Consider the following 26,079-nt stretch of genomic DNA (forward strand, 5'->3'; position numbering starts at 1 on the left):
CAATCGGATATGCAAGTCGGAAACGAACCGTTCCGAGGGACAGGCGATGGCCGAACAGAAAACAACCGATCACCCGCATGTTGCGACCGAGCACGCCCACGCCACCGGCGAACACGTGCATGGAAGCATGGATGTCCGGGACCATGAAAAGACCTTTGCCGGTTTCGTGCGCCTCGCAACCTGGGTGTGCATCCTGTCAGGCGCGGTTCTGATCTTCATGGCGCTGACGAATTCCTGATGCTGCGCCGTATCCTGATTGCGCTGGCGCTGCCGCTGTTTCTTGCGGCCTGCGGCGCCGATAACAAATGGGCCAGTGACGAGGCGGTCCGCGCCGCGCGCTATACCTCGAACGAGCAGCCGTCGATCTCGCTGATGACAGTCATCGGTATTCCGCGCGGCGAAGGCGGACATTCTGCGCTTCTGATCAACGGCAGCCAGCAGATCATCTTCGATCCTGCCGGCAGCTTCGAACATCCGCGCGCGCCAGAACGGCATGACGTCCTGTATGGCATCACCCCGCAGATGCGGAACGTCTATATCGACTATCACGCGCGCGATCTGCCGGGAGAGCGGTATTACGTTACTGTCGACACCGTGCCTGTTACGCGGGCGGTCGCAGATGCAGCGATACGCGCGGCCGAGGCGAATGGCCCTGCCAATAAGGCATTCTGCGCGAACGCGACGACGGCGGTTCTGCGGCAGGTTCCCGGTTTTCAGGGTGCGCCGGGCGGGTTCAGCCCGATACGGATGCGAAGCTGGTTCCTGACCCTTCCGGGCGTGCAATCAACCGAGTATCGGGACAACGATCCCCGATTGGTGCATGGCGACCTTCTGCGGATGAAGGACGGCACGATACACGCCTATGACAGATAAAGCCCGATAAGCAGCGTGGCCGCCCCCGCAAGGATGGCGGCCAGCGTGTTTCGCGTGGCAGTTCCGGCAACCACCGTTGCGGCCGCTGCCGCCAGCCGCGCCGGATCGGGTTGCCCGTGGGTGGCCGCGGGCCACAGCACCAGTGGCGCGGCAAGTGCGGGCAGCACGGCTACGGCGGTATAGCGCAGCATCCGCAGGAACCATTCCGGCATCTGGCGATTGCCGATCGCGCCCAGGAAGCTGTAGCGAAGCAGGAATGTCCCCAGCCCCAGCACGATGATCGTGAACCAGATTTCCGCACTGCTGTAAGTCATGCCCGGCCTCCGTGTCTGCGCACGATCCATGTCTCGGTTGCCGCACCGGTCAGCATGGCAAGGACAGCCGCGATCATCGGCCCGACGCCGGCAGGCAATCCCGCAAGCAGCAGCGATACGATCACCGCAACCGTCGCCGCCGCTGCATGGGGAAGGCTGCGCAATGCGGGCGCGATCATGGCCAGAAAGGTGATCGGGACCGCGAAATCCAGCGGCACGCTTTCAGGGATCGCACGACCCACTGTTGCGCCAATGAAGGAAAACACCATCCACGCCCCGCACATCACCACGGCGGCACCCGCGAAATAGCCAAGCCGCTGCGCAAAGCTCAGCTTCGGGGTGTTCTGGAAATAGTCGATGGACAGCGCATAGGTCTGGTCGATCAGTGAATAGGCAACGGCCGCGCGCGCGGGTTGCGATGCCCCGCCAAGCCACGGCACCAGTGAAGCGGAATACATCGCCATGCGCAGATTGACCGCAAGGGATGAGAGGATGACCAGCCATATCGGCGCGTGATCGCTCAGTAGCTGGACGGCCGTGAATTGCGAGGCCCCGGCCAGCACCAGAACGGTGAACCCCATCACCTGCGCCAGATCAAAGCCCGCCGCAGTCGCGACGACGCCGAACAGCATGCCGAAAGGCACCATGACCAGCAGGAAGGGCAGCGACTGCGTCGCGCCGTGGATCATGCTCTGGAACGGCTTGCGGGACAGGGCGCGGGCGCGAGAGGCTTCCAGCGCGGCTGCCCTGCGCGACGGGGCATTCGGGGCTTTGGTCATGGTTACGGGCCTGCGGATTTCGCGCCCAACTTAGCCGCGCGGCTGGCCGGTGCAAGGACGGATTGATCGGCCTTGCACCGATTTCGCCGGCGTCCGGATGCCGGATCGGATCAGGTGACCGGCGGTTCTTGCTGCCCGAACAGCCCGGCCGCGCGGGCAAGCAGCATGAAGGCCCTTGCCGAACGGGTTTCCGCCAGCCACAGGATCTCGTCATCGCTGAGACGTGGCATGAGCTCGGTCACACTGCGGTCGAACAACCGCAGAAAATGATGAACAGCGTCACGAAAAACCTCGTCGCCGCGCATCGCGGCGGTCGCGGCCTCCAGCATGTCCGGGTCGCGCACCGCGCCGACGCCGCTGACGGCGTGACCGCGCTGCCCGTCAGCGAAACGGCGCCAGGCAGCGATTTCGGTCGTTTCGGGGTCGAGATCATCGGTGATGATGCCGCGATCCGCCAGCAGGGTTATCACATCCTGTGCGCTTCGGATAAGGCGCGCCTGATCGGGGTCGCGCAAGGCTTCGCGCAGGGCCGCGATGGCATCCTGATCGTCCGGTCCATCGGGAAAGTTCAGCGCGCGGATCGTCACCTCGGTCGGCAGCTCGACCGGATCAGGCGTATCGAAGCCAAGGCTCGTCTGCCGCGGATCGCCCGGCGCGGTTGATCCGCCGGGTTGAACGCGGCCCGGAATTCGCGCCGCGGCTGCCGCCGCGGCGCGCTGCACCTGCGTGACAGGGCGCGCGGTCTGCGTGGACGGCGCCGGGAACGCGCCTTGGTTGCGCGGCCTGTCGGTTGCCGCACGCTCGCGTTCCAGGGTCGCGCGCAGCGTGTCAGCTTCTTCGCGCAGGGTGTCGATTGCACGGGCGAGGCTGACCGCCAGCCAGATCAGCGCCAGCGGCATCAGTGCTGCCACGACCGAAACCCAGCGTGCCGGCCCTGTCGTCGCGCCGCCAGAGGTCAGCCAGAACACCAGCAGCATCAGCACCCAAAGCGCTGTCAGTCCCGCGCCGATCACCAGCGCCCGGTTCGCGTGCCGCCCGGTTTGAGGCCAATCTGGCATCAGACGAATCGGACCGAGAGGATTTCGTAGGTTTTCAGGCCGCCGGGGGTCTGCACCTCGACGATATCGCCCTCTTCCTTGCCGATCAGCGACCGCGCGAGCGGTGATCGCAGGTTCAGCAGTCCCTTCTCAAGGCTGGCTTCGTGTTCGCCGACAATCTGATAGGTCTTTTCTTCGTCCGTATCCTCGTCCAGCAATTCGACGGTCGCGCCGAACTTGATCCCGCCCGACAGCTTTGCGGGGTCGATAACCTCCGACCGTGAAAGCACGGCCTCAAGTTCGCTGATGCGCCCCTCGATGAAGCTCTGCTTCTCGCGGGCCGAGTGATATTCCGCATTCTCGGACAAGTCACCATGCGCGCGGGCCTCGGCGATTGCCGCGATGATGGCGGGACGTTCCTTCCCCTTGAGATCGCGCAGCTCTGCATCAAGCTGTTCATAGCCGGCGCGGGTCATCGGGATCTTTTCCATCGTTCTTCCTGTCTTGCGTCACTGGGCGCGGCCTGTCCGCGCAATCGGTTTGGACAAAGCCCCCGCCAATTGAATGGCAGGGGCATGATTCCGTTGCCGCAAGCGTTCCCTGATCCGTACCCATAATGCAAGTCTTACGCGCGCGACCGGCAGCGGATCGCTGAATCTTGGCTGATTCCGGTCGGGATGCTGGCACGAAGTTTGCGCAGTTTGCGTTAACATAGGCCTGAATCGCCGCGTAACATTTGCCTGCGGGCCTGCGAGAGTTTAGGACATGTCAAATAGTTGCGAGCAGGAGGGCCAGCCATGAGCGATCAGGAAAGTGTCATCGAACGTGAGGCGATGGATTTCGACGTGGTGATCGTGGGGGGCGGGCCTGCCGGTCTTTCAGCGGCGATCCGCCTGAAACAGATCGACGAAGACCTGAACGTCGTGGTGCTGGAAAAGGGATCGGAAATCGGGGCGCATATCCTGTCGGGGGCGGTGCTGGACACCTCTGGTCTTGATGCGCTGATCCCGGATTGGCGGGAAAAAGGCGCGCCGATCACGCAGGAAGTGACCGAGGATAATTTCTATATTCTTGGCGAGGGCGGGCAGATGCGCGTCCCGAACTGGCCGATGCCGCCCCTGATGTCGAACCACGGCAAATACATCGTCAGCATGGGCAATGTGACGCGCTGGATGGCCGAACAGGCCGAGGCGATGGGCGTCGAGGTATTCCCCGGCATGGCCTGTTCCGCGCTTGTAATGGATGGTGATCGCGTGGCCGGTGTGATCGCGGGCGAGATGGGGTTGAACGCCGACGGCACGCCCGGCCCGCAATACGAGCCGGGGATGGAGCTGCGCGGCAAATACGTGCTGCTGGCCGAGGGCGTTCGCGGATCGCTGTCAAAAGAGGTGATGGCGAAATACAACCTTTCGGACGGGCACGAGCCGCAGAAATTCGGCCTCGGCATGAAAGAGATCTGGGAAATCGACCCGGCCAAATTCAAGGCCGGGACCGTGACCCACACGATGGGCTGGCCGCTCGGCAAGAATGCAGGCGGCGGCAGTTTCATCTATCATTTTGAAAACAATCAGGTTCTGGTGGGATTCGTCGTCCACCTGAACTATGCCAATCCGCATCTTTACCCTTACATGGAGTTCCAGCGCTTCAAGCATCACCCGATGGTCGCCGAGCTGCTGGAGGGCGGCAAGCGCGTGGCTTACGGCGCCCGCGCGATCTCCGAAGGCGGCTGGCAGTCGATCCCGAAGCTGACTTTTCCGGGCGGTGCGCTGCTTGGCTGTTCGGCCGGGCTGGTCAATGTGCCGCGCATCAAGGGCAATCATAACGCGATGCTCTCGGGGATCGCGGCGGCCAATGCGGCGGCGGCGGCCATTGCCGAGGGCCGCGAGGGCGATGAGCTGACCGCCTATGAAGACGATCTGCGGTCTGGCCCCATCGCCAAGGATCTGAAGCCGGTGCGCAACGTCAAACCGCTCTGGTCGAAAATGGGCCTGTGGGCGTCGCTGGCGCTTGGCGGTTTCGACATGTGGGTGGCGAACCTGACCGGCTGGAACCCACTGGGGACGTGGAAGCACGGCAAGACGGATGCCGAAGCGACCGGCAAGGCGGCGGATTTCCAGCCCATCGACTATCCGCGCCCCGACGGCAAGCTGAGCTTCGACCGGCTCACCAATGTCAGCTTCAGCTTCACCAACCATGAAGAGGCCCAGCCCTGCCATCTGAAGCTCAAAGATCCGTCGATCCCGATTGACGTGAACCTGCCGCAATATGCCGAACCGGCGCAGCGTTATTGCCCGGCCGGCGTCTACGAGGTTATCGAGGAAGGCGGCCAGCCGCGCTTCCAGATCAACTTCCAGAACTGCGTCCACTGCAAGACCTGCGACATCAAGGACCCCAGCCAGAACATCGTCTGGACAACCCCGCAGGGCGGTGACGGGCCGAATTACCCGAATATGTGATCGGGAGCGTCCGGTCAGCGAAGGGGGTGGCGTTGCGTGTGCCCAGCCGCACGGCTAGGGTCGGCCCGACACCGGAAATCGGGACCTGTTGATGAAGCTTCTGCACTCTTTCGCGCTTGCCGCCCTGATCGCCTTTCCGCCCGCCCTTCCGGCGGTTGCGCAGGACGCCGCGCCCCCGCCGCCGCGCCCGCAGCGGGGCGGCGATAGCGCGCCCCAGACGCCACCCGCCCAGCCCTCTGCTCCGGTAGCGGATGCACCCGACGCCGCAGCGCAGAGTGCCGACGACACGGGGGAAGCGCCGCTGACGAAGGGTCTGGCCGGCCCATATCTGGCCGGTCGTGTCGCCGCGACGGATAGCAATTTCGCGGCGGCGGCGGACTATTACATCAAGGCGCTGAAGCAGGACCCGACTTCGCCTTTCCTGAATGACAGTACGCTGGTGTCTCTGGTCGCCGCTGGTCAGGTCGACCAGGCGATTGCGATGGCGGACAAGATGTTCGCGGCGGATTCCGCGGTTTCACCATCGGCGATTGCCGGCCTGATCGAGCGCGCGAAGCTTGCGAAGGCACAGGATTGGGATGCTTTGCTGGTCATGATCGACGCCTCGCGGAATGGGGGCGATGGCGAACGCCGCCTGCTTGACGGGATCATGCGCGCGTGGGCGCTTCTGGGTGCGGGACGGGCCGCAGATGCTGACGAAGCGTTTCTGGAAACCGCAAAGATTCCCGGCGTCGGGGGTCTGGTCGGCTATCACAGGGCGCTGTCCAAGGCGCTCGTCGGGGATTTCGAGGGCGCGGCAGACCTTCTGGCTTCCGGCGATCAGCAGCGCAGCATCGTCGGTGCCATATTCGAGGCGCAGGTGCTTTCCCAGCTTGACCGGCGTGACGACGCGATCAAGGTGCTCGAATCCGTGCAGCTTGATGGTGTCGATGATGCGGCCTCGGCCCTGAAAGCGCAACTTGAAGCGGGCGAGCCTGTCGCTTTCGACGTGATCAAGGACCCGCGCGACGGTATTGCGCAGGCTTTTCTGACCTTCGCGACGCTGCTTTCCAACGATGTTGATCCGACGCCGCTCAGCCTCGTTCACGCGCGGCTGGCCAGCTATTTGTCGCTTGACATGGCCGATGCGCGGCTGATGGTTGCGCAGATGCTTCAGGCGGCTGGTCAGTTCGATGCCGCGGAAAGCGAGTTCAACACGTTGCGTGACAGCGGCCAGATGCGCCCGATGTCGGAACTTGCGCGGATCGACGCCCTCGCCCGTGCCGAACGCTCGGACGAAGCAATGAGCGCGGCGATTGCGCTGACCGAGGCCAAGCCGGAAATGGCGGCGGCATGGATGGCGCTTGGCGATCTTCAGCGGCAGCAGGATCAATGGGCCGAGGCGATCGTGTCATATGACCGTGCGATCGAACACACCGACCCGGCCGACAAGGACGCGCTGTGGTTCCCGCTATATGCGCGCGGCATCGCGCATGAGCGCGACGGACAGTTCGACAAGGCCGAGGCGGATCTGAAGGCGGCGCTGGAAATCCAGCCCGACAACCCGCAGATGCTGAACTATCTTGGCTATTCCTATGTCGATCGTGGCGAGAATCTGGACGAGGCGCTGCGCCTCATCCAGCGCGCCGTCGATCTGTCGCCCGACGACGGCTATATCCTCGACTCGCTGGGCTGGGTCTTTTATCGGCTTGGCCGGTACGACGAAGCGGTCGCCCCGCAGGAAAGGGCGGTCGCGGCGATGGCAAGCGATCCGCTGGTCAACGACCATCTTGGCGATATCTACTGGATGGTCGGGCGCAAACGCGAGGCCGAAATCCAGTGGATGCGGGCGCTGAGCTTCAAGCCCGAAACAGAGGAGGAGTCCTGGCGCATCCGCAGCAAGCTGGAACGCGGACTGGACGCCGTGCTGGCCGAGGAGGCCGAAAACGGTGGCAAGCTGCTGCCCCCGCCCGCGCCGGAACCGACCGATGAGGGCGACGACGGCACCGACGCTGTGCCGCCCGCCGAATGATCGTCACGGAACCGGCACCGGCCAAGCTGAACCTTGCGCTTCATGTCACAGGCCAACGGCCTGACGGGCACCATTTACTGGATTCGCTGGTTGTTTTCGCCGGGGCAGGCGATGTCGTCAGATTGTCGCCCGGCCCGCTTTCGCTGAAGATTGAAGGTCCGTTTGCCGCCGGGCTTTCGGAACAGGACAATCTGTGCCTCGATGCGGCACGGCTGGCGGGGCGGGATGTCGCGATCACGCTGGTCAAGAACCTGCCCGTGGCGTCTGGCATCGGCGGTGGCTCGGCGGATGCGGCGGCCGTGCTGCGCGGTCTGGCGCGGATGGGCGCAGGAATGCCACGTCATCCAGAAAGGCTCGGGGCGGATGTGCCGGTCTGCCTTGCGTCGCGCCCCGCGCGGATGGGCGGCGTGGGCGAGCAGTTGACGCCGCTGCAAGGCCTGCCGGACCTTCATCTGGTGCTGGTCAATCCCGGCGTTGGCATATCGACACCAGACGTGTTCAGGGCATTGACGAACAAGACCAACAGCCCGCTTCCACCCATGCCAGATAGCTTTGACCGTCCCGGTCTGCTTGACTATCTGGGCACCTGCCGGAACGATCTGCAGCCCGTTGCTGCCGCGCTTTGCCCGCAAATTTCCAGCGTAATTCAGGCGCTTGAGGCGGAGGGCGCATTGCTTGCGCGGATGTCAGGCTCTGGCGCGACATGCTTCGGAATATTCGGTGATGCAGCCGCAGCAGGCCTTGCGGCCTACCGGCTTGGCACGGAATATGAAGGCTGGTGGATCAAGGCCACGCAGCTTTCATCTGCGCCCGTGCCGATCCAGCCATGACCCGAAGGAGTGTGCCCGAAATGTTGAGGCTTGGTGTCAATATCGATCATGTTGCGACAATCCGAAACGCGCGCGGCACGCCTTGGCCCGATCCTCTGCGGGCCGCCCTGCTGGCGGAAGAAGCCGGGGCCGATGGCATCACCGCGCATCTGCGAGAGGATCGCCGCCACATCACGGATCGCGACATCGACGCGCTTATGGATGGGCTGCGCCTGCCGCTGAATCTGGAAATGGCGGCGACGGCGGAAATGCAGACGATCGCGTTACGGCACAAGCCGCATGCGATATGCCTTGTCCCCGAAAAGCGCGAGGAGCGGACGACCGAGGGGGGGCTGGACGTGGCCGGAAATGACATCGCGCTTGGTCACTATATCACACCGCTGCGCGATGCCGGCTGCCGCGTGTCGCTGTTCATCGGTCATCAGCCGGCGCAGATCCGCGCCGCCGCCCGGATCGGTGCGGCGGTGGTCGAACTGCATACCGGCGCCTATTGCGACTTCGATACCGAAGGCCACCTGGCCGAGCGCGACGAAGAACTGAAGGGCCTGCAAGAGGGTGCCGCCCTTGCCGCGAGCCTGGGGCTGGAGGTTCATGCCGGCCACGGCCTGACTTTCGACACGGTCGGCCCGATCGCCGCCATCCCCGAGATCATGGAGCTGAATATCGGCCATTTCCTGATCGCCGATTCGGTTTTCACTGGCTTGCCCGCTGCAATCCAAGAGATGCGCCGCCGCATGGATGAGGCGCGGGCATGACGGCGCGCGCGCATGCGGGGCTTGCCGGTCTGGCCACGGTTCTTACACTGGCCGCAATGCCGGTCGCGGCCCAATCCGTCGGGGAATGCGGCGAGTGGACCTCTGCCCGGAATATCGCAGAGCCTTGGGAGGATCACACCGCCACTTACGCTGAAGGTCGCGTCCGCATCGCCGTTCTGGACACGGTGGAACCGGCTGCGGCTGCCGTTCACCTGATGATCCTGTCGCCGCCGCTTGATGAAATCGGCGGGCGGCAGTGCCGGGTGATTTCTCTCGACGGACGCTCTGACGGCGGCTGGCCGTCGGGCTTTCTCAACATCGATTTCAGCGGCCGCAGCGCGCGCTATGACGAAGTGGATGGGCTGACGCTGAGCTTGCCGGTCGAAACCTACGAAGCTTCGACCGGCGGCGCTGACAGGGCGCTGCTGTCGGTCACGATCAATCAATCGACCGGCGAAATAACCGCGAAGGTCACGGCAGAATGATCCTCGGCATCGGGACCGATCTGGCCAATATCGAACGGATACAGGGCGTTTTGAACCGCCACGGCGACCGCTTCCGCAAGCGTGTCTTTACGCCCGTCGAACTGGCCAAGGCAGCGCGGCGCAAGGACGAGGCCGGGACACTCGCGAAACGATGGGCCGCCAAGGAGGCATGTTCGAAGGCTCTCGGCACCGGGCTTGCCATGGGGATAAGCTGGAAGGATATGGCTGTCAGCAATCTTCGGACCGGCCAGCCGGTCATGCATCTGACAGGCTGGGCCGCCGAACGTCTGGCGAAGATGACCCCCGAAGGCCATCGCGCGACCGTGCATGTCACGCTGACCGACGATCACCCCTGGGCGCAGGCATTCGTGGTGATCGAGGCGCTGCGTCAGCCCGATAGCTGAGCAGACACCTATTCAGGACGCAAACTGGTTTCGAGCTGCTTTGCGCGGCGACGACTGCGCGCCGCGCTGATCAGCGTGAACGAATAGAGCGCCAGTGCCACCCAGATCATCGGGAAGGCGACGCGCTTCGCGCCCTCGAACGGTTCGCCAAACAGCCAGACCGCAATCAGGAAGATCATTGTGGGCGTGATATATTGCAGGATGCCGATGGTCGACAGCCTCAGAAGCTTTGCGCCATTGGCGTAGAACATCAGCGGTATCGCCGTCACCGGCCCGCAGCCGATCAGCAGCAATGTGTCCTTCCAGTTATGGCCGAAATGCGAATTGCCGCTGGCGACCAGCCAGACAATATAGGCAAGCGCGGGCAGGGTCAGCAGCATGACTTCCAGCGTGAAGCCCTGATTGGGCCCAAGCGGCAGGCTGCGTTTGAACAGCGCGTATAGGCCCCATGAAAAGGTTAATCCGACAGCCACAGCGGGCAGGCTTCCGGCCTCGATGGTGAGGATGACGACAGCAAGCGCGGCCAGCAGAACGGCGGCAAACTGCGTCCGGCTCAACCTTTCGCCAAGGACAATCGCGCCGATGCAGACCGAGAACAGCGGGTTGATATAGTAACCAAGCGCTGCCTCTAGCGCGTGGTCCCTGCCGATTGCCCAGACATAGATCAGCCAGTTCACCGTGATAAGCGTTGCGGTCAGCGCGGCCATCGCCAGCAGCCTTGGTCGTGCGATTGCGGCGCCTACATCGCCAGCGCGGCCCTGCCAAACCAGCACGGCACCGGCAATCGGCAGCGACCAGATCACGCGGTGGGCGATGATCTCGGTCGGCGGAATATGCGCCAGCGCCTTCATGTAAAGCGGCAGCAGCCCCCATGTCACATAGGCGCCAAGCGCGTAAAGATAGCCTTTCGGTGCGTCGGCAAGCTGGGCCTGGTTTGACATCTGTATCAGACTTTCGGCAGTGGGTGTGCGGAGGTGCCTGATCCGCTCGCTTCTTGTCGGCGAAAATCCTCCGATTTGCCAGAGCGAGATTGCGGCGCCGCAACCAACCTTGTCTGGTCGCGTTTAATGCCGACACTTTGAGAAAAAAGGGTACAAGATGTTTAAAACCGTTGTTCTCGCCGCTTCGCTGGCCATGGCCGGCACAGTTTCGTTCGCGCAGGATGCGCAGGCCCCCGCGACTGACGCGCCCAGCCCGGATGCTGCAGTTTCGGCCGCCAAGAATCAGCTTGGTGTTCTGGAATACTGCGTGGCCCAAGGGCATATCGAAGGCGATTCCGTCGAGATTCAGACGAAAATGATGGAAATGCTTCCCGCAGCGCAGGATCAGGCTGCGGTCGATGCGGCCTATGAAAAAGGCAAGGAAGGCACCGTCAGCGCAATGGGCGTTGAACAGACGCTTTCCGATGCCGCGACCGCTCAAGGCGCTGATGAGGCCGCGCTTTGTGGACAGCTTGCGCAGATGGTCGAACAGGCCGGTGCGCAGCTTCCGAAGTAAGTCTGACCAGATCAATATCGGGCCGCCGGGGACAGCGTTCTCCGGCGGCTTTTTAATGCCGATGATCGTGGCCAGTCCAAGCGCGATAGCGGGAGGCAAACGCCTCACAAAATTTGCCGCTGTCTTCGCATGATTGCGACAGCGCCCCGACGCGCTGCTGCGGCAGCGTGGATCAGACCAGCCCGTCTTGGTCGAGAAGGGTAAGCCCATCTCTGCTCTCGATCTCGATCACCCATAGATCAGGGTCGAAGCTGGCTTCTCGACGGGTGATCTGGTCGATATCACGCTCTGTTCCGGCGTCCATCTGTGTCCAAGGCCGCGTATCGCTTTCGAAGTCCCATTCGCGCCGCCACAATGTGGCATTTCCGTCCAGCGTCGCGCATTTGACCATGATCGCGCCTGCTGTGTCGTCGCCGTGGCGCGTCACATAGGCCGGGATGTCCGCCAGCGAAAGACGACGCAGATAGGCGCCGACCCAGACATGCGCCGCCAGCCGCGCCTCAGCCATCGTTGAAATCGAGGCCCATCTCGGTAAAGCGCTCTTTCTCGTCCAGCCATTTCTCGCGGACCTTGACGGTCAGGAACAGATGGACCGGACGGTCGAGAAATTCCGACAGCTCCTCTCGTGCAGCCTTGCCGACGGCACGGATCGCCTCTCCCTTGTGGCCCAGGACGATGCCCTTATGACCGTCGCGGGCGACATAGATGATCTGGTCGATCTTGGCTGAGCCGTCCTTGCGGTCTTCCCAGCTTTCGGTTTCGACGGTCAGCTGATAGGGCAGTTCCTCATGCAGCCGCAGGGTAAGCTTCTCGCGCGTGATCTCGGCTGCGATCATGCGCATCGGCAGATCGGCGATCTGATCTTCGGGGTAAAGCCACGGGCCCGCCGGCAGTTCGGCACCAAGCCATGCTTTCAGATCGTCACAGCCGTAACCCTTTTCTGCAGAGATCATGAAGGTCTGGGCGAACGGGTAGGCCTCGTTCACCTGCGCAGAAAGGGCCAGCAGATGTTCAGCCTTCACGCGATCAATCTTGTTAATGGCCAACGCAACCGGGCGTTCGCCGGCGATTTCCTTCAATTGCCCGAGTATGGTCTGAACCCCGTCGGTCAGCCCACGCTGCGCTTCGATCAGCAGCACGATGATATCGGCGTCAGACACACCGCCCCAGGCGGCGGCGACCATCGAACGATCAAGGCGGCGTCGCGGGCGGAAGATGCCGGGCGTGTCAACGAAGACGATCTGCGCGTCTCCCTCCATCGCGATGCCGCGAATGCGCGTTCGGGTGGTCTGCACCTTATGCGTCACGATAGAGACCTTTGCCCCGACCATTCGGTTCAAAAGCGTGGACTTTCCGGCATTCGGCTCGCCAATCAGGGCAACGAAGCCTGCGCGGGTTTCGGAATCTTCGGTCATAGATCTAGCCCAGTTTCTTGAGCAGCTCGGTCGCGGCAAGCTGTTCGATGCTGCGTTTGGTTCCCTTGCCGGTCGCAACCGCGTTGCGACCATCGTCAAGCGTCACGGTAATCTGAAATTCGGGCGCGTGGTCCGGCCCCGTGCGACCCGTTACGGCGTATGTTGGCGGCGTCATTCCCTGTGCCTGCGCCCATTCCTGCAGCGCTGTCTTGGCGTCGCGGGCGTCTTCTTCAACGCTGTTCAGGCGGTCGGTCCAGAGGCGCAGGATGACCCGGCGCGCTGTCTCGAAACCGGCATCGAGATAAATCGCGGCCAGCACCGCCTCCATCGCGTCGGCAAGCAACGCCTCCTTGCGGCGTCCACCCGACATCATCTCGGACCGGCCAAGCTTCAGCACCGCGCCGAGGTTGAGTTCGCGCGCGATTTCCGCGCAGGTCTCGCCGCGGACAAGCGTATTGTAGCGCGGGGCAAGCTGTCCCTCGGACGCGGACTTGTCGGCCTCAAACAGGGCCTCGGCGATGGTAAGGCCCAGGACGCGATCACCCAGAAACTCCAACCGCTGATTGTCCGGTCGCGTGGGCGAGGCGACAGAGCCGTGGGTCAGCGCGCGAACCAGCAATTCAGGATGCGCGAAGTCATGCCCCAGCCGGGCCATGAAATCGCGCAGCTCGCCAGAGACCTTCAATGGATCGCCTTGAAGAACCGGTCGCCGCGCCATGTCCAGAAATACAGCAGCGACTTCCCGGCGGAAGAAAACATGATCCGGTCCGCGCGCCCGATCAGGTATTCCGCCGGCACGAAACCCAGACCGCCTGTGGCGACCGGGAAGCGCGAATCTTCGGAATTGTCCCGATTGTCACCCATGAAGAAATACTGGCCTTCCGGGACGGTGAAGACGGGCGTGTTATCGGCGATCCAGTCCGGGCTGATATCCAATACGTCATGGCTGACGCCGTTCGGCAGCGTTTCAGTATAGCGCAGCTTGATGCAATCGCCGCCTTCCGGCACCGGATCATTGGCGCAGCGCGGCACCAGTTCCTGCCCGCCCTGCGGCAGCTTCGGTTCGACGAAATCGGGCTGCTGTTCGTATTTCACCGGCTCGCCATTGATGATGAGCTTGCCGTCCACCATCTGAATCCGGTCGCCGGGAAGCCCGATCACGCGCTTGATGAAATCGACGCCCCGCGTCGGGTGCCGGAAAACGACTACATCGCCACGCTCTGGGTCAGAGCCGAGCAGACGTCCCGAGATCGGACACATCGAAAACGGGCAGGAGACGGCGGCATAACCATAGGCCATCTTGTTGACGAACAGAAAGTCGCCGATCAGCAACGTGTCTTTCATGCTGCCCGATGGAATCCAGAAGGGCTGAAAGAACAGCGTGCGGAAAATGCCCGCGATGATCAGCGCCGAGATGACGGTCTTGACCGTTTCCCAGATGCTGTCGTTGTTTTTGGCCTTGGCAACCATGATCCGTCCTTCGGGCTAGTCTGCACTGGGTGAATGGTGCCGGGGGTGCTGAAAGTCAAGCGATCCGGCAGTGCGGCCGCGGACATGACGGGGCGATTTCAGGGACCGGTCCCGGCGTTTGGCAAGGCGCTGAAGGTCTTTGCGCGGTGTTGCGCCGGGGTGACGTCACCCATCGCGGCATGAACGAGGTGTGGAAATCCAGGGTCGTTAACCCCTCGCTTGGCCCTGAGAGCGCTAAACCTATTGATCTGAAACGATTAAGGATGTTTAATAAACTGAACTGTTTGCGGAGGGTGCGATGGCGGCGACAGCAATGCAGATGTCTGGCGGCGAGGGATATGAACAGTTCCTCGATGTGGTTCTGGCGCAGCTTTCGGACTTCAGACTTTCATCAGAGGCGGCCGATATTCTGCATACCCGGGTGGCCGATGGGTTCCGGCAGGCGCTGACCGCCGAGGAATCGCGCCTTGCGGAGTTTCGCGAGAACAGCAGACGTCTCGGGCAGGAAATCGCCAGGCTGCAGAAGGCCAGCGGTGATGAAAAGGTCATCGGCAAAAGCATCATCGCAAAGGCGTTCAGTCTCCTTTGCCCCGGTTTCTTCCCGTTCTGCTAGGGCGATGGCGATGCTGGAGGAAGAACGGAAATCATTCGATTTCGCGGCGGATCTTATCAAGCAGGTGCTGACGCTGTCATCGGCGATTATCGCGGTCACCGTGTCGGCTGCGAAGTTTCTGTTCGCCTCCGCCAGTGCGGATGTGTTTCAGGTGATGTTCATTTCTTGGGCGAGTTTCATCGTCTGCATCCTGTTCGGTTTTTTCGCTTACATGTCGCTGACAGGGGAGCTCGCGCGTCCGAAAATCCCCGGCGCGCCGCATATCTATACCGGCAAGATCCGGTTCTTCATGACGATCCACCTGCTGGCCTTCTTCATCGGTATCATCTTCGTCGCGCTTTTCGCCTATGCAGGGCAGGAATGCACTGACCCGGCCGCGACATGGCTGTGCAAACGCCTGCTTTAGGACCAATCAGCATTCGGGAAGGCTGACCGCCAGACCGCCAAGGCTGGTTTCCTTGTATTTCTCGCTCATGTCGATGCCGGTCTGGCGCATCGTGCTGATGCAGGCATCAAGCGGCACGAAATGGCGGCCATCGGATTTGCAGGCCATGGATGCCGCCGTTACGGCCTTGACCGCGCCGAAGGCGTTGCGTTCGATGCAGGGAACCTGCACCAGACCGCCGATAGGGTCGCAGGTCATGCCAAGGTGATGTTCCAGCGCGATTTCGGCTGCGTTTTCAATTTGCTCTGGCGTGCCGCCCATGACCGCTGCCAGCCCCGCCGCCGCCATCGCCGAGGCCGAGCCGATCTCGCCCTGGCATCCGACCTCTGCCCCGGAAATAGAGGCGTTGTGCTTGATGATCCCGCCGATCGCGGCGGCGGTCAGAAGAAAGCAGCGATGCCCGCTTTCACCGCTTTCGCCCGCAGCGGTCGCGGGATGAATGTCGCGGATGTATCGCAGCACCGCCGGTATAACACCCGCAGCGCCATTCGTCGGGGCGGTCACAACACGACCGCCTGCGGCATTTTCCTCGTTCACGGCCATGGCGAAGACGGCCAGCCAGTCATTGGCCAGCAGGGGGTTTGGCAGGCTGCGGCGGCTGTCTTCGACCAGCTTGTCATGCAGCATGCGCGCCCGCCGCGCCACCTTCAGACCGCCGGGCAGGGTGCCGTCCTGCGACAGCCCGCGGTCGATACAACCGTGCATCACGGCGGCGACTTCGTCCAATCTTGCATCCAGTTCGGCGGGCGAAATGAAAACCGTCTCGTTCCGGCGCTTCATCTCGGCGATCGAAAGCCCGCTTTCGGCGGCCATGCGAAGCATCTCGGCGGCGGTGGTGAAGGGGTAGGGAACGGGGTCATGATTGGCAATCGGCGCAAGCTTGGCGATTTCGTTCATATCCTCTTCGGCGACGACGAACCCGCCGCCGATCGAATAATAGACTTTGCGCAGCCGGATTCCCGTGGCGTCATGCGCGCAGAAAATCATCCCGTTCGGGTGTCCCGGCAGCGTCACCTTGCGGTCGAGGACAAGATCGCGATCTGGCACGAAGTCGAAACCCGCATGACCCGGAGGGGTGACGCGGCCGCTGGCGCGAACCTTTGCGGTGATCGCCTCCATCCGCTCGGGATCGACGGTTTCGGGACGTTCGCCGGCCAGACCAAGGATCACGGCGCGATCGGATGCGTGCCCGACGCCGGTAAAGGCCAGCGAACCGTGCAGGCTGGCGCTGATCCTGTCGGGAGGTTCGGGCAGCGCGGCGACCGCATCCAGAAACATCGCCGCCCCGGTCATCGGTCCCATCGTATGAGAGCTGGAGGGCCCGATCCCGATCTTGAACAGGTCGAATACGGAAAGAAACATTGCTGCCTTCAAGTGGTCGCTGTTCTGCCTACTATCTACGCAGTTCCGCGCACCGACAAGCGTTCAGATCAGAACGGAGCCTTGGCCGAAAACGTCATCTGGACGCCGGTTTCGGGATGCTTGAAGCGCAGCGATTCCGCATGAAGCATAAGCCGGGGATAGCCCGACGCCGCGCCTGTCGCATAAAGCGGATCGCCAAGGATCGGATGGCCGGTCTCGGCCATGTGGACGCGCAACTGATGGCTGCGCCCGGTCAGCGGCATCAGGCGTATGCGGGTTTCGTCATCGCTGGCCCTGACCACGCGCCAGTCCGTTGTTGCGGGCCGTCCGCTGTCGAAGTCCACCTTCTGGCGCGGTCGGTTCGGCCAGTCGACCGTCAGCGGCAGATCGACGGTGCCGGTGTTTTCCGTGACGCGGCCGGCAACGCGGGCGAGATAGGTTTTCTTGGTCCGCCGCTCTTCGAACTGCTTTGACAGGTGGCGCTGTGCATGTGGCGTCAGCGCGAACACCATCACGCCCGATGTGTCCAGATCCAGCCGATGGACAAGCAGCACCGTCGGGAAGGCCCCGCGAAGCCGGCTTATCAGGCAATCGGCCTTATCCTCGCCCCGTCCCGGCACGGACAGCAGGCCGGATTGTTTGTCCACGACGAGGATCTCATGATCGTGGTGCAAGATGACGGGCGGGTCCGGGGGCGGTGCGTAAACAAAACCCTGCCCGGTGCGCGTCTGTGGTTCGGGGCTGTCGCTTGTCATCCGGCCTGCTTAGCGTTGCCTTCCGATCTTGGCGAGGGGGCGTCTTGTCATTTCCGGGCTGCCGCCGGATGATCTGCCCGCAAAGCCTAAGCGGGGACGACATGACGCAGGATGCAGAAGATCAGGATCTGGCCGGGCAGGTCGCGAGACATCAGCCAGAGTTTGCACGCTATCTTGGAATCGCGCTGATCGAGGCGACGCCGCGCCGCGTGGTGATGGAGCTTCCGGTGACGGAGGCACTGTCGAACCGGAATGGTGTGATGCATGGCGGCGCGATCCTAGGCCTGACAGACAATGCCGGCGGCACCGCATCGTCGATCAACCTGAATCCGGGCCAGAACACCGTGACGCTCGAATCGAAGGTGAATTTCCTGCGTCCGATCCGCATCGGCGACGTCGCCCGCGCGACCGTCACCCCGATACATATCGGCAACACGACACAGATCTGGCAGATCGCCGTCACCCGCCTTGACGGCAAACTGGCGGCGCAAGTGACACAAACCCAGATGACGATCGAGTGGAAGGAACCGGCAGGCGGCTAAGCCTGTCCCGGACGCCGCGCAGCGAGAAGATGCGCGGCGAATGCCTCTTGTCGCAGCAGGCGCGTCAGGCCGCTGCTGGCAGGCGCGTCGGCGCCTCTTTGATCGGCAGATGGATGAGGGCTGAAAACGCGCCGACGCCCACGCCGATCCACCAGACATAGGTGTAATCGCCGAATTGGTCATACATCGTCCCGCCCAGCCAGACGCCAAGGAACGACCCAAGCTGGTGCGACAGGAAGACAAAGCCGTAAAGCGTGCCCATATAACGCAGCCCATACATATAGGCGACAAGGCCAGAGGTCAGCGGCACTGTGGCAAGCCACAGCGCGCCCATGACGACACTGAACAGCAGCACCGTGCCGGGCGTGATCGGGGTCAGGATGAAGGCCGCCGCTGCAATCGTGCGCAGGGTATAAATGCCGGCCAGCAGGTATTTCTTGGTATAGCGTTTGCCCAGCCATCCCGCGAAGATCGAGCCGCCGATATTCGCCGCCCCGATCACCGCAATCGCCCATGCCCCAAGCGCGGATGTCGTGGTGATGCCCAGATTGGCCAGCAGGCTGCCCGGCGCGATGGGGCTGCACATCTCTGTCACCATGGCCGGGAAGTGGGCGGTGATGAAGGCAAGCTGATAGCCGCAGGAAAAGAAGCCTGCGAAGATCATAAGATAGGACGGGTCGCGGAAGGCGCGTTTCAGCACGCTGCCGAGGCTTTCTTCCAGTTCGGAAGGCGAGGCGGGTTTGCCTTTGCCAAGCATGGGGATGAACAGGATCATCGTCATCGCTATGGCGGCGAAGACCAGAAAGACGCCCTGCCAGTTCATCAGCGACAGCAAGCCCTCGGCCAGCGGCGCACCGACGACCTGACCGGCGGACCCGGCAGCCGTGGCGATACCAAGCGCAAGGCTGCGGTTATCATCGCTGGCGGCACGGCCCACGACGGCGAGGATGACGCCAAAGCCGGTGCCCGCGATCCCGAAGCCCACGGCGACTTCCCAAAGCTGCATCGCCTCGGGCGTGGTGGCCATGGTCGACATGATAAGACCAAGCGCATACAGGATCGAGCCAAGGATGATTGCCCAACGATCCCCCCAGCGTTCCGCAAGCGCACCAAAAATCGGCTGCCCGATTCCCCAGGCGAGGTTCTGGATCGCGATGGCAAGAGAGAACTCCGCCCGCGGCCAGCCAAATGTTTCCTGCACGGGAATCTGAAACACACCGAAACTCGCCCGCAACGAGAAGTTTATCAGCAGGATGATGCATCCCCCGATCAGGATCGGGGTCATAAGCTTTGTTGGCTGGGACATGACAGAAACTCCGCTTCCGTGCCGCAGCTTTGGGCGGGTGACGCGCCAAGGTCAAGACCCGACGAAAACCGCGGGTTGCGGCTGGCGCGGACAGCGCCTAGCCTGCGCCAAACAGGGGAGTTCAATGTATAAGCTGATCGGGACGCGAGACACCCGCGCCTTCCGCGTGATGTGGATGCTGGAAGAGCTGGCGCAGCCATTCGAGTCGGTCCATGCCGCGCCCCGTTCAAACGGAGTGGTAGAGTTCAACCCTTCCGGGAAGGTCCCCGTGCTGATTGACGACGGAACCCCGATTACGGATTCAACGGCGATCATCCAGTATCTGGCCGACCGCCACGGCAAACTGACCCACAAGGCCGGGACGTTGGAACGTGCGCGGCAGGACAGCCTGACGCAGTTTCTGCTTGATGAATATGACGCAGTCCTGTGGACCGCCGCGCGCCACACCTTCGTGCTGCCGGCCGAGCTGCGCGTATCCGGCATCAAGGACACGCTGCGTTGGGAATTTCAGCGCAGCCAGGAGATCCTGAAGCAACGGGCCGGTGACGGCCCGTTTCTTATGGGTAATATGATGACTGTGCCCGACATTATACTGACCCATTGCCTTGAATGGGGTCAGGCGGCGCATTTCCCGATCAAGGAATGCTGGCTGGGCAAATACTGGGACATCATGCGCGAACGCCCTGCCTATAAACGCGCCGAGGCAAGGTAATCCGCCGCAGCCCGCCCGGCCCATCGGCCTGTGCCAAGGCTGTGTGTCAGCAGATAGCCGCCCGTCGCGGCTTCCCAATCCAGCATCTCGCCGGCAGCGAAGATGCCGGGCAGGGCGCGGAGCTCCAGATTCTCGGTCAACGCATCCAGCCGAATGCCACCCGCCGACGAAATGGCGCGCTCGAGCCCCATCGGACCCCGATGATGGATCGGTAAGGTCTTCATGCGTCCTGCCCATCCGGCGGGGTCGTCGGGGAAAGGCTTGCCCCATTCCAGAAGCAGCGCCACCTTGACCGGATCACCCACGGCGCGGCGAAGCCAGTTCCCCATCGACAGCTTTCCGCGTGGCTTCGTGAACCGTGCCTGAACCGCCTCGGCATCCATGTCCGGCGCGAGGTCCAGCGTCGCCTCTGCCCCGTCGCGCAGAGCGGCGGACAAGGCATAGATGCCACCGCCTTCCATTCCGGATTTCGAAATCACCCATTCACCGCGACTGCTCTGCCCGCCGGCATGCAGTGCCGTGCCTTTGACCGGCTGGCCGAAATACTGCGCCATCGCGTCGGACCAATCCACCCGCAGCCCCATATTCGCGGGCTTCAACTCGGCAATCGTGACCCCCTTCGCTGCCAGCCAAGGCAGCCATGCCGCATCCGACCCCAAGCGCGGCCAGCTTGCCCCGCCAAGCGCCAGCACGGTGACTTCGGGCCGTAAAAGCTGCCGCCCCTCAGGCGTGTCGAAGTTCAGCGCATCACCCTCGAATCCCTGCCAGCGCCAACGGGTCCGCAACTCGACCCCCATTCCGCGCAGCCGCGCCAGCCATGCCCGCAACAGGGGAGAGGCCTTCATCCCCACTGGGAACACCCGCCCGGTAGAGCCGGTGAACAGACTGATCCCCAGACCTTGCGCCCATTCCATCACCTCTGCGGGTCCGAAAGCGCTTTCATTCTGGTAGAAATATCCCGCAGGGTCCGGGGGCGCGTAGCCCCCAGTTCCCAGCATCAAATGGCGGGCAAAAGCCTCTGGCGGCTCGTCTTTCGTCAGGTTCAGTCCCGACTTCCCGGCCATCAGAAACTTCCGCGCAGGGGTCGGCATCGCCTCTGCCACCGTCACCGGGTGGCCGCTGCGGGCGATCTCTTCCGCTGCCATCAGCCCGGCCGGGCCGGCGCCGATGACAAGGGCGCCCTTCACCGCGACCCGCGCGGCATCATCGCCAGCCGAATCAATGCGCGTTCGATCAGCGCCATTTGTGGGGCGCGGGACGAACTGCGCAGCTGAAGGTCGGTATCCAGCAGGTGATGCACGGCCTCCTCAAGATTGCGCATGCCCCATGATTGTGCCTGCCGCGCCATGCGGTCGCGACGCGGCCCGAAAACCGGCGGGCGCAACCGCGACAACCCGGCCTGCGGGCCACCCGGATCGGCTGCCGCCGCGTGCAGCGCGCGAAAATGGTGCAGGGCCGCGATGCACAGCGTGACCGGGGCGATCCCCTGCGCCTCGATCCGGCGCATGAGCGCGCCGAAGGCGTCGGACTTTCCGTCGGCTACCACGTCGATCAGCTCGTCCACCTCTGCCTCGATGGTGGCGGGGGCCATGAGGGCGATGTCTTCTTGGGTCAGCGGCTCGGGATCGCCGTGCTTATACAGCGCGATCTTTTCCACCGTCTGGCGGAAATCGCCGGGGTCGAGCGCGCGTGACAGCGCCAGAAGGTCGCGCATCGCTGTCTGCGGCACCTCGGTCAGACCGGCCTCCTTCAGCCAGCGGGTAATCTCCTCCTCGCCCGGCGGGTCGTCATAGATGGGGGTGACGACGGCGCTCTGGTGGGGTTCGAACAGCTTTCGCAGCGCGGATGACTTGGTCAGCCCGCCCGCCGTCACCACGATGACCGCATCGCCATGCGCCCATTCTTCCAGCGCGGCTTTCAGCGCCGGCGCTGCGGCATCGGGCGTGTCCTCGACAAAGACCACACGCTGACCGGGGAAAAAGCCGACTTCCTTTATCGCGTCCAGCACCAGTGCGGCGTCCTTGCGCAGATCGGCACCGGGGATGCGGGTCAGGCGCATCTCTTCGTCGGCATTGGGGCCGGTCAGCGCAGCAATCGCCTCTGCCCGTTTCAGCGCGACGCGCATCGCGTCCTGACCATAGATCAGCAGCGCCGGCCGCGTCGGATCGGGCTTCGTCAGATAGCGGCTGATCTCTGCGCCTTTCAGGATCATCGGGCGGGTATCACGGCGCGGGTTTCGGACCAGTTGCCAGCAGGCGGGTCATGATCTGATCGGCCAGCATGACCATCAGTCGTTCATGCGCGTCACGTTCTGCTGCCAGCGTGGCGATGGTTGTGCCAACGGCGGAATAGCTGGTGAAGTTGCTGACGCGGCCCTGTGTCAGCACAGCGCCCGTTGCAATATCGGTCAGCGCGAAATCCGCGGTGCCGTTCAGCGAATATCGGGTGGTTACGTCGTCGGGCGTGATGCCCTGCGCCACGCTGGCGGTGGTCAGGCGGTAATCCAGCGCATAGCTCGCCGCCGCTTCAGGGCCAAGTCGTTCCGAGAGGCGCCGGTTCAGCGCGAAGCTGTCGACATCCGCGGGCTCGCGCAGTTGCACCCTTCCGTGCAGTGCCGTGCCCGTGCCGCCCGGACCGTAAGCAGGCGTCATGTTGCAGGCGGCGGTCACCGCCAAGGCGGCGACGGCGATCAGGTTACGCAACCACATTGACGATCCTTCCCGGCACGACAATCAGCTTCTTCGGCGCGGCACCGTCAAGGAAGCGCTGCACGGTTTCATCGGCCAGCACCAACGCCTCGATCTGTTCCGTCGGCATCGCCTTGGGAACCGAGATTTCCGCCCGCCGCTTGCCGTTGATCTGGATGGGCAGCGTCACGCTGTCATCTTCCAGCAGCGCGGGGTCTGCCTTCGGCCAGGCCGCGTCGATGACCAGACCTTCGCCGCCCGATTTGGTCCAGACCTCCTCGGCCAGATGCGGGACGAAAGGCGACAGAAGCTGAGCCATGATCCGCAGCGCCTCGCGCCGCGATTCGCCGCCTGCCTTGGATTTGCCGATCGCGTTGGCGAGTTCATACAGCTTCGCCACCGCCTTGTTGAAGGCAAAGCCCTCGATCGCCTTGGTGACATCGGCAATTGCCCGATGCGCCGCGCGGGTCAGTTCGGGATCGGCCTCGCCTTCCGGCGATTCGTCGGCCAGACGCCAGACGCGGGACAGAAACTTGTTCGCGGCCTCGGCCCCGGCGGCGGTCCATTCCACGTCGCGTTCGGGCGGCGAATCGGACAGCATGAACCAGCGCGCGGTATCGGCGCCGAAATTCGCGACGATATTGACCGGATCAACGACGTTCTTCTTGGATTTCGACATCTTGGCCGAAGGGATGACTTCCACCTTCGTGCCATCGGCCAGCTTACCGTCGGTCACATCTTCGGGCAGATGATAGACCGGGCGGCCCTTTTCGTCGCGGGTCATGTAGATTTCATGCGTGACCATGCCCTGCGTGAACAGCGCATTGAACGGCTCGATTGCTTTTTCGGGCAGGTGGCCGGTCTTCTGCATCGCACGGGCAAAGAAGCGGGAATAGAGCAGGTGCAGGATCGCATGCTCGATCCCGCCGATATACTGGTCCACATTCATCCAGTAATCGGCATCGGCCTGCGTCGTCGGCGTGTCGGCATGGGGACTGGTGAAACGCGCGTAATACCAGCTGGAATCGACGAAGGTGTCCATCGTGTCGGTTTCGCGCGTGGCTTCGCCGCCGCAGACGGGGCAGGTCGCCTGACGCCATGTCGGGTGCCGGTCAAGCGGGTTGCCGGGCACGTCGAATGTCACGTCAAGCGGCAGCAGGACCGGCAGGTTTTCCTTGGCTTCCGGTACGGTGCCGCATTTTTCGCAATGGACGACGGGAATCGGGCAGCCCCAATAGCGCTGGCGCGAGATGCCCCAGTCGCGCAGGCGGAATTTCGTGACGCCTTCGCCCCATCCTTGTTGTTCGGCGACAGCGATGGCTGCGGGGACTGCGGCGTCGCCGGTCTGGTCTGCCTCGCCCGCGAAGCCGCGGACATAGGTCACGACTTCGGTTTTCGCAGGCACATAGGGCGCTTTGCTGACAAACTCATCCGCCTGATCCAGTGTCATGCCTTTCTCACCGAAGGTGGCGCGAATCGGCAGGCTGTATTTGGTGGCGAATTCATGGTCGCGTTCGTCATGCGCGGGAGAGCCGAAGATAGCCCCGGTGCCGTAATCCATCAGCACGAAATTCGCGATCCAGATCGGAAGTTTCCATTCAGGATCAAGCGGATGCGTGACGGTAAGCCCGGTATCGAACCCCATTTTCGGGGCGGTTTCGATGGCCTCCTCGGTCGTGCCGATGCGGCGGCATTCCTCGACGAATTCCGCAACGGCGGGGTTCGTTTCGGCCAGCTGCTTCACCAGCGGATGATCGGGCGACAGCGCCACGAAGCTTGCGCCCATCAGGGTGTCGGGGCGGGTGGTGTAAACCTCAATCTCGCCGAAACCTTCGGGCGCATCCACAGTGGCAAACCGGAACTGCAGACCGCGCGACTTGCCGATCCAGTTCTGCTGCATCAGCCGGACCTTTTCCGGCCAGCCGTCAAGCTTGTCGATGGCGTCCAGCAATTCCTCGGCAAAGTCGGTGATGCGGAAGAACCATTGCGTCAGTTCCTTGCGTTCGACGTCGGCCCCGGACCGCCAGCCCTTGCCGTCGATCACCTGTTCATTGGCCAGCACGGTCATATCGACCGGGTCCCAGTTCACCTGCGCCGATTTGCGGGTGATCAGCCCGGCGTCCAGCATATCAAGAAACAGCGCCTGCTGTTGCGCGACATAGTCGTCATCGCAGGTGGCGAATTCGCGGGACCAGTCGATGGACAGCCCCAGCGGCTTCAGCTGGTCCCGCATCGTGGCGATATTGGCATAGGTCCAGTCGCGCGGATGTCCGCCATTTTCCATCGCGGCGTTTTCGGCCGGCATTCCGAAGGCGTCCCAACCCATCGGATGCAGCACGGAAAACCCCTGCGCGCGTTTGAACCGCGCCACCACGTCGCCCATCGTATAGTTGCGGACATGCCCGATATGGATGCGCCCCGACGGATAGGGGAACATCTCCAGCACGTAATATTTCGGCCGCTCGTCCCGCACGGCGCGGAAGCTTTCGGCATCGGCCCAGGCCTTCTGCCAATGCGGTTCGCTGGTCGCGGGGGTATAGGACATGGTGACTCCGGGCGTGTTTATTGCCCGAAGGGTTTAACGCTCGCGCGCAAGAGAAGTAAGTCCTTACTTACAGCTTGCCATCGGCGACGCGAAGCTGACGGGCGCGTGTCATGATCGCGTCCTCTACCGCGCGGACCGTGTCAGGGGCCACGGCCGAGCCGCCGGCACCCTGAAGCGACAGACGAAGCGACCGGGCGTCAAGCGCGGGGTCCGTAATGTGGATGGTGGCGCGATATGAACGGCCACCGCCTGGCGGGGTGCCATAGCCGGTCACGATCACGCCCGTGAACGGATCGACCGACTGAATCGGCAGAAAGTTCAGCACATCTAGGCTGGCATTCCACAGGTATTTGTTGACCGCCACCGTGTCATTTGAATCCCTGCGGTTCGAGAACAGGTCCCAGATCGTGGACTGTCGCTGCTCTGGCTGCTGCGATTGCTGATTGCTGCCGCCGCCCGCGCCGCATGCAGCCAGCGAAAGGCTCAGCAGAAGTGTCGCAGCTGAACGGGTCGCAGCGGAGCGGAGCGCGAAGCGGGTCATGACACTGTCCTTATCCAATGGTGGCCTTTACGGCCTTGCTGCTCATTAGCGCGGATCGGGCTGCGCGGACAAGCTTTTCCCGAAACATCGGCCGACCATGCGCCGCTGTCGCAGGGGGTCCGATCCGGTTCCATCATTTCCCTTCACCGGGGTGTGACCTATAAGCACCACACAATTCCCAATGCGGATGGAGTTGGGCGTTTTCATTGCATTGCATGGGGGAACGAGCGACACATCGTCCATAC

30 protein-coding genes are annotated in these 26,079 nt (G+C 63.0%); 13 read left to right on the forward strand and 17 right to left on the reverse strand.

Annotated elements, in window-relative coordinates:
• Nucleotides 1-46: 46 nt before the first annotated feature.
• Both FQV27_RS12990 and FQV27_RS12995 read left to right on the forward strand, forming a co-directional pair.
• Nucleotides 47-238, forward strand: a complete 192-nt coding sequence (locus tag FQV27_RS12990; RefSeq protein ID WP_147099196.1) for an aa3-type cytochrome c oxidase subunit IV — start codon at nucleotides 47-49, stop codon at nucleotides 236-238.
• Nucleotides 238-873, forward strand: coding sequence for a hypothetical protein (locus FQV27_RS12995; protein ID WP_147099198.1), 636 nt, complete (start codon nucleotides 238-240; stop codon nucleotides 871-873). Before FQV27_RS12990 ends, FQV27_RS12995 begins: the two co-directional genes overlap by 1 nt.
• Here the strand turns inward: FQV27_RS12995 and FQV27_RS13000 are convergent.
• The 4 genes from FQV27_RS13000 to greA form a co-directional block, all read right to left on the reverse strand.
• Nucleotides 861-1,187, reverse strand: a complete 327-nt coding sequence (locus FQV27_RS13000) for an AzlD domain-containing protein (RefSeq protein WP_147099200.1) — start codon at nucleotides 1,185-1,187, stop codon at nucleotides 861-863. The two genes, FQV27_RS12995 and FQV27_RS13000, sit on opposite strands and share 13 nt — an antisense overlap.
• Nucleotides 1,184-1,966 carry an AzlC family ABC transporter permease gene (locus tag FQV27_RS13005; RefSeq protein WP_147099202.1) on the reverse strand — a complete coding sequence of 261 codons (783 nt, stop codon included), beginning with the start codon at nucleotides 1,964-1,966 and terminating at the stop codon, nucleotides 1,184-1,186. Before FQV27_RS13005 ends, FQV27_RS13000 begins: the two co-directional genes overlap by 4 nt.
• A 110-nt stretch (nucleotides 1,967-2,076) precedes the next feature.
• On the reverse strand, nucleotides 2,077-3,024 hold the full coding sequence (locus FQV27_RS13010) for a hypothetical protein (RefSeq protein ID WP_147099204.1): 948 nt from the start codon (nucleotides 3,022-3,024) through the stop codon (nucleotides 2,077-2,079).
• A complete protein-coding gene (gene greA, locus FQV27_RS13015) occupies nucleotides 3,024-3,494 on the reverse strand; it encodes a transcription elongation factor GreA (protein ID WP_147099205.1) in 471 nt (156 codons plus the stop codon). Before greA ends, FQV27_RS13010 begins: the two co-directional genes overlap by 1 nt.
• Nucleotides 3,495-3,800: 306 nt before the next feature.
• Here greA and FQV27_RS13020 point away from each other — a divergent pair, with 306 nt between their 5' ends.
• The 6 genes from FQV27_RS13020 (at nucleotide 3,801) to acpS (ending at nucleotide 9,944) form a co-directional block, all read left to right on the forward strand.
• Entirely contained in the window at nucleotides 3,801-5,459 is a 1,659-nt protein-coding gene (locus FQV27_RS13020) for an electron transfer flavoprotein-ubiquinone oxidoreductase (protein WP_147099207.1), read from the forward strand.
• A 91-nt stretch (nucleotides 5,460-5,550) separates the two neighbouring features.
• A complete protein-coding gene (locus tag FQV27_RS13025; protein ID WP_147099209.1) occupies nucleotides 5,551-7,470 on the forward strand; it encodes a tetratricopeptide repeat protein in 1,920 nt (639 codons plus the stop codon).
• Nucleotides 7,467-8,300, forward strand: coding sequence for a 4-(cytidine 5'-diphospho)-2-C-methyl-D-erythritol kinase (locus FQV27_RS13030; protein WP_147099211.1), 834 nt, complete (start codon nucleotides 7,467-7,469; stop codon nucleotides 8,298-8,300). The genes FQV27_RS13025 and FQV27_RS13030 overlap by 4 nt, the downstream gene beginning before the upstream one ends.
• A gap of 20 nt (nucleotides 8,301-8,320) precedes the next feature.
• A complete protein-coding gene (locus FQV27_RS13035; RefSeq protein ID WP_147099213.1) occupies nucleotides 8,321-9,055 on the forward strand; it encodes a pyridoxine 5'-phosphate synthase in 735 nt (244 codons plus the stop codon).
• Entirely contained in the window at nucleotides 9,052-9,540 is a 489-nt protein-coding gene (locus FQV27_RS13040; protein ID WP_147099215.1) for a hypothetical protein, read from the forward strand. Before FQV27_RS13035 ends, FQV27_RS13040 begins: the two co-directional genes overlap by 4 nt.
• Nucleotides 9,537-9,944: a holo-ACP synthase gene (gene acpS / locus FQV27_RS13045; protein ID WP_147099217.1), complete on the forward strand. Its 408-nt coding sequence runs from the start codon at nucleotides 9,537-9,539 to the stop codon at nucleotides 9,942-9,944. The genes FQV27_RS13040 and acpS overlap by 4 nt, the downstream gene beginning before the upstream one ends.
• A gap of 8 nt (nucleotides 9,945-9,952) precedes the next feature.
• Here acpS and rarD read toward each other — a convergent pair whose 3' ends face one another.
• A complete protein-coding gene (gene rarD, locus FQV27_RS13050; protein WP_147099219.1) occupies nucleotides 9,953-10,885 on the reverse strand; it encodes an EamA family transporter RarD in 933 nt (310 codons plus the stop codon).
• 157 nt (nucleotides 10,886-11,042) lie between these two features.
• Between rarD and FQV27_RS13055 the strand changes: the two genes are divergently transcribed.
• A complete protein-coding gene (locus FQV27_RS13055) occupies nucleotides 11,043-11,441 on the forward strand; it encodes a pore-forming ESAT-6 family protein (protein ID WP_246133103.1) in 399 nt (132 codons plus the stop codon).
• A gap of 172 nt (nucleotides 11,442-11,613) precedes the next feature.
• Here FQV27_RS13055 and FQV27_RS13060 read toward each other — a convergent pair whose 3' ends face one another.
• The 4 genes from FQV27_RS13060 to lepB are packed head-to-tail and all read right to left on the reverse strand — an operon-like array spanning nucleotide 11,614 to nucleotide 14,326.
• The gene (locus FQV27_RS13060; RefSeq protein WP_147099221.1) at nucleotides 11,614-11,949 is read right to left on the reverse strand and encodes a DUF1491 family protein; all 336 of its coding nucleotides are present in this window, start codon (nucleotides 11,947-11,949) and stop codon (nucleotides 11,614-11,616) included.
• The gene (gene era, locus FQV27_RS13065) at nucleotides 11,942-12,856 is read right to left on the reverse strand and encodes a GTPase Era (RefSeq protein ID WP_147099223.1); all 915 of its coding nucleotides are present in this window, start codon (nucleotides 12,854-12,856) and stop codon (nucleotides 11,942-11,944) included. The genes FQV27_RS13060 and era overlap by 8 nt, the downstream gene beginning before the upstream one ends.
• A 4-nt stretch (nucleotides 12,857-12,860) precedes the next feature.
• Nucleotides 12,861-13,541 carry a ribonuclease III gene (rnc, locus tag FQV27_RS13070; protein ID WP_147099225.1) on the reverse strand — a complete coding sequence of 227 codons (681 nt, stop codon included), beginning with the start codon at nucleotides 13,539-13,541 and terminating at the stop codon, nucleotides 12,861-12,863.
• Nucleotides 13,538-14,326 carry a signal peptidase I gene (lepB, locus tag FQV27_RS13075; protein ID WP_147099227.1) on the reverse strand — a complete coding sequence of 263 codons (789 nt, stop codon included), beginning with the start codon at nucleotides 14,324-14,326 and terminating at the stop codon, nucleotides 13,538-13,540. Before lepB ends, rnc begins: the two co-directional genes overlap by 4 nt.
• Nucleotides 14,327-14,624: 298 nt before the next feature.
• On the opposite strand from lepB, the gene FQV27_RS13080 reads away from it, so the two are divergent.
• Nucleotides 14,625-14,939 (forward strand): hypothetical protein, encoded by a 315-nt coding sequence (locus tag FQV27_RS13080; RefSeq protein ID WP_147099229.1) that lies wholly within the window; start codon nucleotides 14,625-14,627, stop codon nucleotides 14,937-14,939.
• 10 nt (nucleotides 14,940-14,949) lie between these two features.
• A complete protein-coding gene (locus FQV27_RS13085) occupies nucleotides 14,950-15,345 on the forward strand; it encodes a hypothetical protein (RefSeq protein ID WP_147099231.1) in 396 nt (131 codons plus the stop codon).
• A 6-nt stretch (nucleotides 15,346-15,351) separates the two neighbouring features.
• Here FQV27_RS13085 and FQV27_RS13090 read toward each other — a convergent pair whose 3' ends face one another.
• Nucleotides 15,352-16,746 (reverse strand): L-serine ammonia-lyase, encoded by a 1,395-nt coding sequence (locus FQV27_RS13090; protein WP_147099234.1) that lies wholly within the window; start codon nucleotides 16,744-16,746, stop codon nucleotides 15,352-15,354.
• Nucleotides 16,747-16,814: 68 nt separating this feature from the next.
• Nucleotides 16,815-17,501: an RluA family pseudouridine synthase gene (locus FQV27_RS13095; protein ID WP_147099236.1), complete on the reverse strand. Its 687-nt coding sequence runs from the start codon at nucleotides 17,499-17,501 to the stop codon at nucleotides 16,815-16,817.
• A 101-nt stretch (nucleotides 17,502-17,602) separates the two neighbouring features.
• Here FQV27_RS13095 and FQV27_RS13100 point away from each other — a divergent pair, with 101 nt between their 5' ends.
• Nucleotides 17,603-18,043, forward strand: coding sequence for a PaaI family thioesterase (locus FQV27_RS13100; RefSeq protein WP_147099238.1), 441 nt, complete (start codon nucleotides 17,603-17,605; stop codon nucleotides 18,041-18,043).
• 64 nt (nucleotides 18,044-18,107) lie between these two features.
• On the opposite strand, the gene FQV27_RS13105 is transcribed toward FQV27_RS13100, so the two are convergent.
• The gene (locus FQV27_RS13105; RefSeq protein ID WP_147099240.1) at nucleotides 18,108-19,349 is read right to left on the reverse strand and encodes an MFS transporter; all 1,242 of its coding nucleotides are present in this window, start codon (nucleotides 19,347-19,349) and stop codon (nucleotides 18,108-18,110) included.
• A 124-nt stretch (nucleotides 19,350-19,473) separates the two neighbouring features.
• Between FQV27_RS13105 and FQV27_RS13110 the strand changes: the two genes are divergently transcribed.
• The gene (locus FQV27_RS13110; protein WP_147099242.1) at nucleotides 19,474-20,061 is read left to right on the forward strand and encodes a glutathione S-transferase family protein; all 588 of its coding nucleotides are present in this window, start codon (nucleotides 19,474-19,476) and stop codon (nucleotides 20,059-20,061) included.
• On the opposite strand, the gene FQV27_RS13115 is transcribed toward FQV27_RS13110, so the two are convergent.
• The 5 genes from FQV27_RS13115 to FQV27_RS13135 form a co-directional block, all read right to left on the reverse strand.
• A complete protein-coding gene (locus FQV27_RS13115) occupies nucleotides 20,037-21,248 on the reverse strand; it encodes a TIGR03862 family flavoprotein (protein WP_147099244.1) in 1,212 nt (403 codons plus the stop codon). The genes FQV27_RS13110 and FQV27_RS13115 overlap by 25 nt on opposite strands.
• Complete coding sequence (gene holA, locus FQV27_RS13120; protein ID WP_147099246.1) at nucleotides 21,245-22,273, reverse strand: DNA polymerase III subunit delta; 1,029 nt, start codon at nucleotides 22,271-22,273, stop codon at nucleotides 21,245-21,247. The genes FQV27_RS13115 and holA overlap by 4 nt, the downstream gene beginning before the upstream one ends.
• A gap of 10 nt (nucleotides 22,274-22,283) precedes the next feature.
• A complete protein-coding gene (gene lptE, locus FQV27_RS13125) occupies nucleotides 22,284-22,769 on the reverse strand; it encodes an LPS assembly lipoprotein LptE (RefSeq protein ID WP_147099249.1) in 486 nt (161 codons plus the stop codon).
• The gene (gene leuS / locus FQV27_RS13130; protein ID WP_147099251.1) at nucleotides 22,756-25,293 is read right to left on the reverse strand and encodes a leucine--tRNA ligase; all 2,538 of its coding nucleotides are present in this window, start codon (nucleotides 25,291-25,293) and stop codon (nucleotides 22,756-22,758) included. The genes lptE and leuS overlap by 14 nt, the downstream gene beginning before the upstream one ends.
• 67 nt (nucleotides 25,294-25,360) lie before the next feature.
• Nucleotides 25,361-25,834, reverse strand: coding sequence for a DUF3576 domain-containing protein (locus FQV27_RS13135; protein ID WP_147099253.1), 474 nt, complete (start codon nucleotides 25,832-25,834; stop codon nucleotides 25,361-25,363).
• Nucleotides 25,835-26,079 lie beyond the last annotated feature (245 nt).

It is taken from the genome of Paracoccus aurantiacus, from assembly GCF_007993065.1.
GTDB classification, from domain to species: Bacteria; Pseudomonadota; Alphaproteobacteria; order Rhodobacterales; family Rhodobacteraceae; genus Paracoccus; species Paracoccus aurantiacus.